At 71.4% G+C, this 13,759-nt stretch carries 9 protein-coding genes; 8 read left to right on the forward strand and 1 reads right to left on the reverse strand.

Features of this window, described 5'->3' with window-relative positions; all coding sequences use genetic code 11:
* The first annotated feature begins 151 nt into the window (after window positions 1-151).
* Window positions 152-1,693, forward strand: a complete 1,542-nt coding sequence (locus AB0A69_RS17190; protein ID WP_361421733.1) for an APC family permease — start codon at window positions 152-154, stop codon at window positions 1,691-1,693.
* Between the two features lie 123 nt (window positions 1,694-1,816).
* Window positions 1,817-3,448 carry an NAD(P)/FAD-dependent oxidoreductase gene (locus AB0A69_RS17195; protein WP_361421736.1) on the forward strand — a complete coding sequence of 544 codons (1,632 nt, stop codon included), beginning with the start codon at window positions 1,817-1,819 and terminating at the stop codon, window positions 3,446-3,448.
* A gap of 25 nt (window positions 3,449-3,473) precedes the next feature.
* On the opposite strand, the gene AB0A69_RS17200 is transcribed toward AB0A69_RS17195, so the two are convergent.
* Entirely contained in the window at window positions 3,474-5,279 is a 1,806-nt protein-coding gene (locus AB0A69_RS17200; RefSeq protein ID WP_361422448.1) for a glycoside hydrolase family 15 protein, read from the reverse strand.
* 413 nt (window positions 5,280-5,692) lie between these two features.
* Between AB0A69_RS17200 and AB0A69_RS17205 the strand changes: the two genes are divergently transcribed.
* From AB0A69_RS17205 to AB0A69_RS17230, 6 genes are all read left to right on the forward strand, one after another.
* On the forward strand, window positions 5,693-7,357 hold the full coding sequence (locus tag AB0A69_RS17205; protein WP_361421739.1) for a CTP synthase: 1,665 nt from the start codon (window positions 5,693-5,695) through the stop codon (window positions 7,355-7,357).
* Window positions 7,358-7,442: 85 nt separating this feature from the next.
* Entirely contained in the window at window positions 7,443-8,066 is a 624-nt protein-coding gene (locus AB0A69_RS17210; protein ID WP_361421742.1) for an NUDIX hydrolase, read from the forward strand.
* A 303-nt stretch (window positions 8,067-8,369) separates the two neighbouring features.
* Window positions 8,370-10,403 carry a tetratricopeptide repeat protein gene (locus AB0A69_RS17215; RefSeq protein WP_361421745.1) on the forward strand — a complete coding sequence of 678 codons (2,034 nt, stop codon included), beginning with the start codon at window positions 8,370-8,372 and terminating at the stop codon, window positions 10,401-10,403.
* 143 nt (window positions 10,404-10,546) lie between these two features.
* A complete protein-coding gene (gene ald, locus AB0A69_RS17220; RefSeq protein ID WP_361422451.1) occupies window positions 10,547-11,662 on the forward strand; it encodes an alanine dehydrogenase in 1,116 nt (371 codons plus the stop codon).
* A gap of 350 nt (window positions 11,663-12,012) precedes the next feature.
* Window positions 12,013-13,179, forward strand: coding sequence for a ParA family protein (locus tag AB0A69_RS17225; RefSeq protein WP_361421748.1), 1,167 nt, complete (start codon window positions 12,013-12,015; stop codon window positions 13,177-13,179).
* Window positions 13,176-13,706: a hypothetical protein gene (locus tag AB0A69_RS17230; RefSeq protein WP_361422454.1), complete on the forward strand. Its 531-nt coding sequence runs from the start codon at window positions 13,176-13,178 to the stop codon at window positions 13,704-13,706. The genes AB0A69_RS17225 and AB0A69_RS17230 overlap by 4 nt, the downstream gene beginning before the upstream one ends.
* The last annotated feature ends 53 nt before the right edge of the window (window positions 13,707-13,759 follow it).

Below are 13,759 nucleotides of genomic sequence, written 5' to 3' on the forward strand. Positions count from 1 at the left end.
GCAGCCGGACGCTACCGGCCCCGCCGCCGCGCCGACATCACGCGCCGGTGACGACCTGCCGCACCCCTCGACAAGTCGTCGCCCCGGCACGGCATTTGTATGACCGCATGTCGCTTGTGGCGTACGTCACGCTGGAGGAGGGTCTCCCGGCATGGCAGAGAACCACACCCCCGAAGCGCACCAGGTGCAACGGCTCAAGGCGAACTCCGTCGGACTGGTCGGCGTCGTCTTCATGGCGGTCGCCACCGCCGCACCGATCACCGCGATGACCGGAAACCTCCCCATCGCGGTCGGCTTCGGCAACGGCACCGGCGCCCCGGCCGGTTACCTCTTCGCGACGCTCGTCCTGACCGTCTTCTCCGTCGGGTACGTCGCCATGGCGAAGCGGATCACCGCGGCCGGCGCCTTCTACGGCTACATCTCGCACGGCCTCGGCAGGATCGCCGGCATGGCCTCCGGCATGCTCGCGGTCCTCGCGTACATCGTCTTCGAGGCGTCCATCGTCGGCGTCTTCGCCTACTTCACCAAGACGACCGTCGCCGACCAACTGGGCGTGGACCTCCCGTGGATCCTGTACGCGGCCGGGATGCTCGCCGTCACCGCCGTCCTCGCGTACTTCGACATCAACCTCACCGCCAAGGCGCTCGGCGTGATGCTCGTCGCCGAGATCGCCGTCCTGTTCGCCGTCGCCACGGCGGTGCTCATCGCGGGCGGCGGCCCCGACGGCATACCCACCGAGCCCATCAACCCGGCCAACGCCTTCACCGGCACCTCCGCCGGACTCGGCCTCTTCTTCGCCTTCTGGTCCTGGGTCGGCTTCGAATCCACGGCGATGTACGGCGAGGAGTCCCGCGACCCCAAGCGGGTCATCCCCCGCGCCACGCTCGTCTCCGTCATCGGCGTCGGCCTCTTCTACATCTACGTGTCCTGGATGACCATCGCGGGCAACGGCCTCAAGGGCGCCGTCGAGGTCTCCGCCTCCGCCACCCCGCTCGACCTGTTCTTCCACCCCACCCAGGCGTACATCGGCGCCTGGGCCGTCGACGCCTTCCAATGGCTGCTGCTCACCGGCTCCTTCGCCTGTGGCATGGCCTTCCACCAGTGCGCCTCGCGCTACCTGTACGCCATCGGCCGCGAGGGCTTCCTCCACCCCGCCCTCGGCCGTACGCACGCCAAGCACGGCTCGCCGTACATCGCCTCGTACGTCCAGAGCGCCATCGCCGTCGCGCTCGTGGGCGCCTTCTGGCTCACCGGCCAGGACCCGTACATCCACCTCTACACCCTGCTCGCGATCCTCGGCACGATGGCGATCCTCATCGTCCAGACCCTCTGCTCCTTCGCCGTCATCGGCTACTTCCGCAAGAACCACCCCGAGGACCGGCACTGGTTCAAGACCTTCACCGCGCCCCTCCTCGGCGGCATCGGCATGACGGCGGTCGTCGTCCTGCTGGTGCTCAACATGGAGACCGCCGCCGGCCTCGCCGCCGACTCCCTCTTCTTCACCCTTATCCCGTGGATCGTCGGCGCCGTCTTCTTCGGCGGCCTCGGTCTCGGCTTCTACCTGCGGGCCAAGCAGCCCCAGCGCTACGAGATCATCGGCCGGATCGTCCTCGAGGACGCGGCCGAGCGCGACGACGAAGACCAGCAGCACGGCGACGAACAGCACGACGGCCGGCCCGCCGCCACCGTCTGAGCCCCCGCCACCGTCTGAGCCCCCGCCACCGTCTGAGCCCGCGCCACCCCCGCTACCCGCCACCCCCCGCCGTCCGAGTCACCCCGCCACCGTCCGGGCGGATCCCCCCTCCGAGGAGCCCCCATGTCCCGTACGCCCCTGATGCGCGCCCTGCGCGACATCGCCGCCCACCGCGCCGCCGCCGAGCGGCTCGACATGCCCGTCGCCGAAGTCCGCGGCTCCACCCGCCGCCAACTGCTCCAGCGCGCCGCCGCTCTCGGCCTCGCGGCGGGCGTCGGCACCACCGTGGCCGCCAAGCCGACGCAGGCGCACGCCGCGACCACGGCCGCGACCGCGCCCCGCATCGCCGTCGTCGGCGCCGGCATCGCCGGCCTCACCGCCGCCCTCACCCTCCGCGACGCCGGCCTGAACTGCACGCTCTACGAAGCCAACCCCACCCGCGTCGGCGGCCGCATGTGGACGCAGCGCGACCACTGGGCGTACGGCCAGATCTCCGAGATCGGCGGCGAGCTGATCGACACCAGCCACAAGAAGATCCAGGAGCTCTGCCGCCGCTTCAACCTGCCCCTGGAGGACTTCCTCGGCGGCGGCCCCACCGGCGCCGAGGAGGTGCTGTGGTTCAACGGCACCTACTACCCCCGCCACCAGGCCGACGAGGACTTCAAGGCGGTCTACCAGCAGCTCCACCGGGACCTCCAGGAAGCCGGCGAGGTCAAGTGGAACCAGACCACCCCGGCCGGCACCGCCCTCGACAACATGTCGATATACGACTGGATCGAGAGCCGCGTCCCCGGCGGGCACTCCTCGCCGCTGGGCCGCTTCATCGACGTCGCCTACAACGTCGAGTACGGCGCCGACACCACCGAGCAGTCGTCCCTCGCGCTCGTCCTGCTGATGGGCTACCAGACCAACCCGGGCAACTTCAACGTCTGGGGCCTGTCCAACGAGCGCTACCACATCACCGGCGGCAACGACCAACTCCCGCGCGCCATCGCCGCCTCACTGCCCGCCGGCACCCTGCGCATGGGCTGGTCGCTGACCGCCGTACGCGCCAACTCCGACGGGACGCAGACCCTCACCTTCAGCGAGGGCGGCACCACCCGCACGGTCACCGCCGACCACACGATCCTGTGCGTGCCGCTGCCCGTCCTCCAGCGGCTCGACCTCACCCAGGCGGGCTTCGACGCGCGCATGCGGGACCTCCTGCGCGATGCGCGCATGGGACACTGCACCAAGCTCAACATGCAGTTCGGTACCCGCCCCTGGCGCGGCACCGGGCCCTGGCCGGGCGTCTCGGCGGGCGACTGCTTCACCGACACCGACGTCCAGCAGACCTGGGACACCACCAAGATCCAGCCGGGCACGGGCGGCATCCTCATCCAGTACGCCGGCGGCACCCTCGCCAGGACCCTCACCCCGGCCGGGCCGTTCTCCACCGAGTCCGACCCGTACGTCCGCGACCTCGTCGCCCGCCGCCTGCGCGGCATCGACGCCTTCTTCCCCGGCACCTCCAAGGCGTGGACGGGCCGCGCCCAGCTCTCCGCCTGGCACCGCAACCCGTACACGCTCGGCGCGTACTCGATGTGGCCCGTCGGCTACCTGCACCGGTACGCCGGCTACGAGGGCACCCCCCAGGGCCCCGGCGGCCGCATCCACATCGGCGGCGAGCACTGCTCCTACGACTTCCAGGGCTTCATGGAAGGCGGCGCGACCGAGGGTGAGCGCGCCGCCCGCGAGGTGATCGCCGCCTGTTAGCCGCCGACCGGTCGCCGACCGGCCGTCAGCCGCCGTACGCGCCCGAGGCCGTCAGCCGCAGTGCCGTGTCGATCAGCGGCACGTGGCTGAAGGCCTGCGGGAAGTTGCCGACCTGGCGCTGCAGGCGCGGATCCCACTCCTCCGCCAGCAGCCCCAGGTCGTTCCGCAGCGCCAGCAGCTTCTCGAAGAGCCGGCGCGCCTCGTCGACCCGTCCGATCATCGCCAGGTCGTCGGCCATCCAGAACGAGCACGCCAGGAACGCGCCCTCGTCACCGGGCAGGCCGTCCACGCCCTCCTCCGCGCCCTCGGTCGGGTAGCGCAGGATGAAGCCGTCCTCCGTGGACAGCTCCCGCTGGATCGCCTCGATGGTGCCGATGACGCGCTTGTCGTCCGGCGGCAGGAAGCCCATCTGCGGGATCAGCAGCAGCGAAGCGTCCAGCTCCTTCGAACCGTACGACTGCGTGAAGGTGTTGCGCTCCGGGTCGTAACCCTTCTCGCACACGTCCCGGTGGATCTCGTCGCGCAGCGCGCGCCACCGCTCCAGCGGCCCGTCCGCGTCACCCGACTCGATCAGCTTGATCGTCCGGTCCACCGCGACCCACGCCATGACCTTGGAGTGCGTGAAGTGGCGGCGCGGCCCGCGCACCTCCCAGATGCCCTCGTCGGGCTGGTCCCAGTGGTCCTCCAGGTAGCGGATCAGCTTCAGCTGGAGCAGCGAGGCGTAGTCGTTGCGCGCCAGGCCCGTCATGTGCGCCAGGTGCAGCGCCTCGGTGACCTCGCCGTACACGTCCAGCTGGAGCTGCGCCGCCGCGCCGTTGCCGACCCGGACCGGGGCGGAGTTCTCGTACCCCGGCAGCCAGTCCAGCTCGGCCTCGCCGAGCTCGCGCTCACCGGCGATGCCGTACATGATCTGCAGGTTCTCCGGGTCGCCGGCGACCGCGCGCAGCAACCACTCGCGCCAGGCGCGGGCCTCCTCGCGGTAGCCGGTGCGCAGCAGCGAGGAGAGGGTGATCGCGGCGTCCCGCAGCCAGGTGTAGCGGTAGTCCCAGTTGCGCACGCCGCCGATGTCCTCGGGCAGCGAGGTGGTCGGCGCGGCGACGATGCCGCCCGTCGGGGCGTACGTCAGCGCCTTCAGCGTGATCAGCGAGCGGACCACGGCCTCGCGGTAGGGGCCCCGGTAGGTGCAGTGCTCGACCCACTCGCGCCAGAACGCGGAGGTCGTCTCCAGCGCGCCCATCGGGTCCGCCAGCGGCGGCGGCGCGTGGTGCGAGGGCTGCCAGCTGATGGTGAAGGCGACCCGGTCGCCCTCCTTGATCGTGAAGTCCGAGTACGTGGTGAGGTCCTCGCCGTGCGTCTCCACCTCGGTGTCGAGCCAGATCGAGTCGGGACCGGCGACGGCGACCGTCCGGCCGTCCACCTGGTGCACCCACGGCACCACCCGCCCGTAGCTGAACCGCATGCGCAGCGCCGAGCGCATCCGCACCCGGCCGCTGACGCCCTCCACGATCCGCACCAGCTGCGGCGCGCCGTCGCGCGGCGGCATGAAGTCGGTGACGCGGACCGTGCCCCGGCCCGGGGTGTCCCACTCGGATTCGAGGATCAGCGAGTCGCCGACGTACCGGCGCCGGTCGGCCGTCGGCGGCTCGGCGCCGTCGGCGTACGCCGGTCCGATCCGCCAGAAGCCGTGCTCCTCGGTGCCGAGGAGGCCCGCGAAGACGGCGTGCGAATCGAAGCGCGGCAGGCACAGCCAGTCGGCCGTGCCGTCCCGGCAGACCAGCGCAGCGGTCTGCATGTCTCCGATGAGTGCGTAGTCTTCGATGCGCCCGGCCACGTGCATCTCCAGTCGAACGGCCACGTTCGCCCCGTGGGGCGCTTACTGGTCTGGGGTGTCAGGGGAGAATGTCAGAGCAGAATACGATGCTGCCAGCTCCTCCGTGTGATCGTCCTGGTGGGGCGTTCGCCTCCATCCAATGTCCTCCTTGAGCCGATCGGGTGCCCGGCGGGTGGCTGACGGGTGCCCACTCTCGTGCCCGTCGCACGCCGTGCCAATCCAGGTGCCGCGCGTGGCCGGGAGCGGTCTCCCCCTGGCGCTGATACCCTGGTAGCCCGTGGACCGGTGGGCGCCGCACAACGAATCGGCGGCCCCCGAACCGCAGCGACGGCACCCCCGGAACTCCTCGGAGCACTCCGGACCGGACGCCGGTACGCACCTCCAACCGCGACCACGGGAGCCCCCTCTTGGCCATGCCGCCCAAAACAACGACGACCAAGCACATCTTCGTCACCGGGGGTGTCGCGTCCTCCCTCGGCAAGGGGCTGACCGCCTCCAGCCTGGGTGCGCTGCTCAAGGCGCGGGGCCTGCGGGTCACGATGCAGAAGCTCGACCCGTACCTGAACGTCGACCCCGGCACCATGAACCCGTTCCAGCACGGTGAGGTGTTCGTCACCAACGACGGCGCCGAGACCGACCTGGACATCGGCCATTACGAGCGCTTCCTCGACGTCGACCTCGACGGCTCGGCCAACGTCACCACCGGCCAGGTCTACTCCACGGTCATCGCCAAGGAGCGCCGCGGCGAGTACCTCGGCGACACCGTCCAGGTCATCCCGCACATCACCAACGAGATCAAGCACCGCATCCGCCGCATGGCGACGGACGACGTCGACGTCGTGATCACGGAGGTCGGCGGCACGGTCGGCGACATCGAGTCGCTGCCGTTCCTGGAGACCGTCCGCCAGGTCCGCCACGAGGTCGGCCGGGACAACGTCTTCGTCGTGCACATCTCGCTGCTGCCCTACATCGGCCCCTCCGGCGAGCTGAAGACCAAGCCGACCCAGCACTCGGTCGCCGCCCTGCGCAACATCGGCATCCAGCCGGACGCGATCGTGCTGCGCGCCGACCGCGACGTGCCGACCGCGATCAAGCGCAAGATCTCGCTGATGTGCGACGTCGACGAGGCGGCCGTGGTCGCGGCCATCGACGCCAAGTCGATCTACGACATCCCGAAGGTGCTGCACACCGAGGGCCTCGACGCGTACGTCGTGCGCAAGCTGGACCTGCCCTTCCGGGACGTCGACTGGACGACGTGGGACGACCTGCTGGACCGCGTCCACAACCCCGACCACGAGGTCACGGTCGCGCTCGTCGGCAAGTACATCGACCTGCCCGACGCGTACCTCTCGGTGACCGAGGCGATGCGCGCCGGCGGCTTCGCCAACAAGGCCCGCGTCAAGGTCAAGTGGGTCACCTCCGACGACTGCAAGACCCAGGCGGGCGCCGCCAAGCAGCTCGGCGACGTCGACGCGATCGTCATCCCCGGCGGCTTCGGCGAGCGCGGCGTCAACGGCAAGGTCGGCGCCATCCAGTACGCCCGCGAGAACAAGATCCCGCTGCTCGGCCTGTGCCTGGGCCTGCAGTGCATCGTGGTCGAGGCCGCGCGCAACCTCGCCGGCATCGCGGACGCCAACTCCACCGAGTTCGACCCCGCCACCTCGCACCCCGTCATCTCGACGATGGAGGAGCAGCTGGCGTACGTCGAGGGCGCCGGCGACCTGGGCGGCACCATGCGCCTGGGTCTGTACCCGGCGAAGCTCGCCGAGGGCTCCATCGTCCGCGAGGTCTACGGCGACCAGCCGTACGTCGACGAGCGCCACCGCCACCGCTACGAGGTGAACAACGCCTACCGCGCGGAGCTGGAGAAGAAGGCGGGCATCGTCTTCTCCGGCACCTCCCCGGACAACAAGCTCGTCGAGTACGTGGAGTACCCCCGCGAGGTGCACCCCTACCTGGTCGCCACCCAGGCGCACCCGGAGCTGCGCTCGCGCCCCACGCGCCCGCACCCGCTCTTCGCGGGCCTGGTGAAGGCGGCCGTCGAGCGGCAGCAGGCGGAGCGGAAGACGGGCAAGTAGCCCGCTAGAGATACGGTTGACCGGGGTACGGGCCTGATCAGGGCACGTGCCCCGGTTTTCTTGTGCACGAGGGAGGACGTCTTTCATGACCATCAAGGACACACCCGAGGAGTGGCGGGTCACCGCGACCGAGGTGCCGTTCCGGGGCAACAAGACGAGTGTCCGCACCGACGACGTGGTCATGCCGGACGGGTCCGTCGTACGCCGGGACTACCAGGTCCACCCCGGCTCGGTGGCCGTCCTCGCACTCGACGACGAGGACCGGGTGCTCGTGCTGCGCCAGTACCGCCACCCGGTGCGGCACAAGCTGTGGGAGATCCCGGCCGGTCTGCTGGACGTCCCCGGCGAGAACCCGCTGAACGCGGCGGTGCGCGAGCTGTACGAGGAGGCGCACGTCAAGGCCGACCGGTGGAACGTCCTCACCGACGTCTACACCACGCCCGGCGGCTGCGACGAAGCCGTACGGATCTTCCTGGCGCGCGGCCTGTCGGCGGCCGAGGGCGACCGCTTCGAGGTCGCCGAGGAGGAGGCCGACATGGAGCTCGCGCGCGTACCGCTCGACGAGCTGGCGCGTGGCGTGCTCGCCGGCGACCTGCACAACACGTGCCTGGTGGTGGGCGTGCTCTCGCTGCTGGCGGCCCGGGCGGGCGACGGCCTGGACGCCCTGCGCCCGGCGGACGCCCCCTGGCCGGCCAGGCCGTTCTCTTAGGGGCTCGGTTCTCCCCCTGGCTTCGCCGGGGGGACCCCCACCGGGGCGCTCAAGCGTGCGTCGACGGTCGACCGTGCTCGGGTCGATCGTTCCTCACGACCCTCCGCGCGTTCTCCCTTTCGACACCCGCGCTCCCCTTCGGCTCACTCGCCATAGGTCCCGCAGTGTGACGATCTGCTGATCCGAAAGAGGGACCTGTCCGCCCTGCTCCGCGGGGGAGGCCCACCCGGCTGAACTACGCTCGGATCACCCGCCGGAGACCCGGCGGGACAGCACGTGGCGCAGTGGACGGGAGCGTGACCCGTGGCGGAGCAGGCGGTGGACTTCGACGAGGGCGCTGAGCCGGAGAGCGGCCGGTTCTTCGGCCGCCAGCGCGAGTTGAAGGCACTGCGGGCCGACATCGAGAACGCCGGGCTCGACACCATCGCCGGGCGCACCACGCCCCGTCCCCGGGTGCTGCTCATCGCCGGGCGGCCGGGCAGCGGGCGCACCGCGCTCGCCGGTGAGCTCGTGCGCGGGCTCCTCGCGGAGGGCGCGTACGAGGACGGGGTGCTGCGGGCCCGGCTGACCGAGCCCGGCGGCGCGCCCGTCCCCACCGAGCGGACCGCCCGGGACCTCCTGGTCGACCTCGGCATCGAGGCGCCCGCCGGGGCCGACGAGGACGAGCTGTCCCAGCTGCTGCGCGGCGCCCTCGCCCGGCGGCGCATGGTGCTCCTCCTCGACGACGTCACCGACGCCGGCCAGGTCGCCCCCCTGCTGCCGGACACCTCCGACTGCCTGGTGGTCGCCGTCGCCCAGGGGCCGCTCACCGGGCTGCCCGGCGTACGGCCCTGCACGCTGGGCGGGCTGGACGCCAAGTCGTCCATCGAGCTCCTCAACCGGTTCACCGGCTCCGTACGCATCACCGTCGACCCGCAGGCCGCCGAGACGCTCACCGAGCTGTGCGGCGGCCAGCCCGCCGCGCTCGTACTGGCCGGCGGCTGGCTCGCCGCCCGCCCCATGTCGTCCGTCGCCGACCTCGCCAAACGGCTGCGGTCCCTGCCCGACGACCCCGGCCGGCCCGAAGCAGCCCGCCCGCTCGCCCGCGCCTTCCGCCTCGCCTACGAGGCCCTGCCGCCGCCCGCCGCCCGGTTGCTGCGGCTCCTCGCCCTCGCGCCGCTGGGCCTCGCCGACGCCCAGACCGCCTCCGCGCTGGCCGGCTGCTCGGTGTCGGCCGCCCGCTCCACGCTGGAGGGCTTCGTCGCCTTCGGGCTCGTACGGGACGGGGAGCGGGGCGGCCAGTACGAGGTCCCGGGCTGCCTCGTGCCGCTGCTGAGGGAGCTGCTGGAGAGCGAGGACCGGCCCGCCGAAGTGCAGCTGGCGCGGGCGCGGATGCTGGAACGGACCGTGCGGCTGCTCCAGTCGTGCCGGGCGGTCACCGAGCCCGAGGGCTCGGCCGCGCGGCGCCGGCTCGCCGGGCTGCCGCGCGCCCTGCGCTTCCCCAGCGTGGGCACCGCCAGCCAGTGGCTCCGCACCCGGCAGCCCGCGCTGCTGGCCTCCGCCCGGCTCGCGGTCGCCGACGGGGAGCTCGACACCCTGGCCCGCCGACTGATCGCCGCGCTCGTCCGGGCGCTCACCGCGCACCGGGGCCCCGAGACGGCGGCGCCCGAGCTGTACGGGCTGCACCAGCTGGTGCTCGACGTCGCCGAGCGGCGCGGCCTGCACCGCGAGCGGGCCGCGGCCCTGCTGAACCTCGCCGATCTGGACGCCGCCACCGGGAGGACCCAGGACGCTTTGATGCGGTATCGCGCAGCTCTGGACGCCGGACGCGACGCGAATGACCCGTACGCGACCGGTCGCGCGATGGAATCCGTAGGTGGCGCGTACCAGGAGCTGGGGGACTGGCAGCGGGCCGCCGACTGGTACGGGCGGGCCCTCTCCCAGCGCCTCGCCCGTGACGAGCGCGCCGACCAGGCCCGGCTGTACGGCAGGCTCGGCGCCGTACACACCTATGCCGGGCGGTACGGCGAGGCGCTGCGCAGCTGGCGGGCGGCCGCGGCCGGATATCGCCGCCTCGGCGATCTCCCGGGCCACGCGCGGGCGTTGAGCGAAATCGCCCGGGTCCAGGAGTACGCGGGCCGGCCGCACGAGTCGCTGCGCACCTGCGAGGAGGCGATCGAGTGGGCCCGGCGCGCCGACGACATGCGGCTTCTCGCCGCGCTCCAGCTGCGGCTCGCCGACACGCTCGACCGGCTCGGCGATCCGGCGGCGGCCCGGCTGCACCGCGCGACCGCCGAGCGCATGCTGGGAAGCGAAAGCTCCGCCTACGAAATCCGCAGTGCTTCAGCCGAAGATTAGGTCTTTGCAAGGCTAGACAACGGGAAGTCCTTCAATAGACTGGGTGAGCCGCGATTGACCGCGGTCTATCCCGATGCGTCCACTGCATCCGGGTATGTATTGCATTGCCCCCAGTACCCCCCGAGCCAAGGACCGTGATCGACGTGAAGGTCGGCATCCCCCGCGAGGTCAAGAACAACGAGTTCCGGGTGGCCATCACCCCCGCCGGCGTGCACGAGCTCGTCCGCAACGGCCACCAGGTCTTCATCGAGCAGAACGCCGGCGTCGGCTCCTCGATCACGGACGGCGAGTACGTGGCCGCCGGCGCGCAGATCCTGCCCACCGCCGACGAGGTCTGGGCCACCGCCGACCTGCTGCTCAAGGTCAAGGAGCCGATCGCGGAGGAGTACCACCGCCTCCGCAAGGACCAGACGCTCTTCACCTACCTCCACCTCGCCGCGTCCCGCGAGTGCACGGACGCGCTGCTCGCCTCCGGCACCACCGCCATCGCCTACGAGACGGTCGAGACCGCGAACCGCGCCCTTCCGCTGCTCGCCCCGATGTCCGAGGTCGCGGGCCGCCTGGCCCCGCAGGTCGGCGCCTACCACCTGATGCGCTCGGCCGGCGGCCGCGGCGTCCTGCCCGGCGGTGTCCCCGGTACGCACGCCGGCAAGGCCGTGGTCATCGGTGGCGGCGTCTCGGGCTGGAACGCCACCCAGATCGCCGTCGGCATGGGCTTCCACGTGACCCTGCTCGACCGTGACATCAACAAGCTGCGCGAGGCCGACAAGATCTTCGGCACCCAGGTGCAGACGGTCGTCTCCAACGCCTACGAGCTGGAGAAGGCCGTCGTCGAGGCCGACCTCGTCATCGGCGCCGTCCTCATCCCGGGCGCCAAGGCTCCGAAGCTGGTCACCAACGAGCTCGTCGCCAAGATGAAGCCCGGAAGTGTCCTTGTCGACATCGCGATCGACCAGGGCGGCTGCTTCGAGGACTCCCGTCCGACCACGCACGCCGAGCCGACCTTCCAGGTCCACGACTCGGTCTTCTACTGCGTCGCCAACATGCCGGGCGCCGTCCCGAACACGTCGACGTACGCGCTGACCAACGCCACGCTGCCGTACATCGTCTCGCTCGCCAACAACGGCTGGGTCGAGGCGCTGCGCCGCGACGCCTCGCTCGCCAAGGGTCTCAACACCCACGACGGCAAGGTCGTCTACAAGGAGGTCGCCGAGGCCCACGACCTGGAGTACGTGGACCCCGCCACCTTCATCGGCTGACGAGCCCGGGGCTGACGGGGACCGACCGTCAACGGTTGCCGTCAACCTCACACATCCGGCCGGACCTTGTGCGCAAGGTCCGGCCGGACGTGTGTCCGGACGCTTCCTGACCGTCGTTCAAGTCGTCTCGAACGTAACCCTTTAACCGTTTCGCACACCCGGGAAACGTGTCGATGCGTGGCCGTGCACCCTTGACAGAGGAGTGTTTCTTTGCCGACACATCGGCCCGCGTCCGGGCGATTGTGTTGCTGCGGAGCGGTGACACGCCATAGAGTCGCCAACCGTCGGCATGGTGCCACGCTGACCTATCGATAAGTCCCCTGGCCACTTCCAAGGAGGTAAGACGACTTGTGAATGAGTCGACATTTACTCCCGGAGGTGGTCAGCCAGGGTCGGTCGGCGATGCCGGTTCCGTCGCTGTCCGCCCCTTCGAGGCCGGTCAGCAGACCGGTCAGCAGACCGGCCGGCAGCACCTGACGACAGCCCACACGATGAAGATGATGGACGGCCAACACGTGAACGCCATGGCCGGCAACGAGAGTGGCCGAGAGTCCACCCACTTCGCCGCCTACGACGAGGTGCCCGAGGGGCACTTCTACGACCCCGACGCCGAGTACGAGCCCGATCCGGAGTACGCGGCCACCCTCGCCCCGGACGCTGCCCGCCAGCGCCGCGAGCGGATCGGCCCTACCGGACGGCCCCTGCCGTACTTCCCGATCCCGGGCCCGCTGACCGACCACGGCCCCGCCAAGATCATCGCGATGTGCAACCAGAAGGGCGGCGTCGGCAAGACGACGTCGACCATCAACCTGGGCGCCGCGCTCGCGGAGTACGGACGGCGGGTCCTTCTCGTCGACTTCGACCCGCAGGGCGCCCTGTCGGTCGGCCTCGGCGTCAACCCCATGGAGCTCGACCTCACCGTCTACAACCTGCTCATGGAGCGGGGCATGTCGGCGGACGAGGTGCTGCTGAAGACCGCCGTGCCCAACATGGACCTGCTGCCCAGCAATATCGATTTGTCTGCGGCGGAAGTGCAGTTGGTGAGCGAGGTCGCGCGCGAGTCCACGCTCCAGCGGGCCCTGAAGCCCCTGCTGCCGGACTACGACTACATCGTGATCGACTGTCAGCCCTCGCTCGGTCTGCTGACCGTCAACGCGCTGACGGCCGCTCACAAGGTGATAGTGCCGCTGGAGTGCGAGTTCTTCGCACTGCGCGGGGTGGCCCTGCTGACGGAGACCATCGAGAAGGTCCAGGAGCGGCTCAACCCCGACCTGGAGCTCGACGGCATCCTCGCCACGATGTACGACTCCCGCACGGTGCACAGCCGCGAGGTGCTGGCCCGGGTCGTCGAGGCCTTCGACGACCACGTCTACCACACGGTGATCGGCCGGACCGTGCGCTTCCCGGAGACCACGGTCGCCGGTGAGCCGATCACCACGTACGCCTCGAACTCGGTCGGCGCGGCCGCCTACCGCCAGCTCGCCAGGGAGGTGCTCGCCCGGTGTCACGCCGAGTGAGTCTGCCCGGTGCCGACGAGTTGTTCCGTACGACCGGGGGCATGGCGCTGCAGGCGTCGACCCCCAGGCGCCAGGCGAGCGCGGCGAACGGTGAGCCGCGGGTGCCGGCGCCGGCGGGCGAGAGCGACCCCACGGCCGCCGTCCCCGCCTCTCCGGCGCCCGCCGAGGAGCACGCGGCCGCCGAGGCCGAGGCGGCGGCGGAGCCGCGTACCCGCGCGACCGAGCCCGCCGCCGCTCCCGCGAAGCCGGCCGCCGCCGCGGCTGCGGGCGCTCCGGCGCCCCGGCGCCGCGGCCGGTCCGCAAGCCGGCGGCCCAGCGGGCGCGAACGCCACGACGAGAAGATCACGGTGTACGTCTCCGCCGAGGAGCTCATGGACCTGGAGCACGCGCGCCTGGTCCTGCGCGGTGAGCACGGCCTGGCCGTCGACCGCGGCCGCATCGTCCGCGAGGCGGTCGCCGTGGTCCTGGCGGACCTGGAGTCGCGCGGCGACGCGAGCATCCTCGTACGGCGGCTGCGCGGGCGCTGACGGCGGCCCCGGCGGTAGCCTGCGCGAGCCGCCCCCTGGCCCGCCGGTTCCTC

Source organism: Streptomyces sp. NPDC045431 (assembly GCF_040646655.1).
GTDB lineage: Bacteria > Actinomycetota > Actinomycetes > Streptomycetales > Streptomycetaceae > Streptomyces.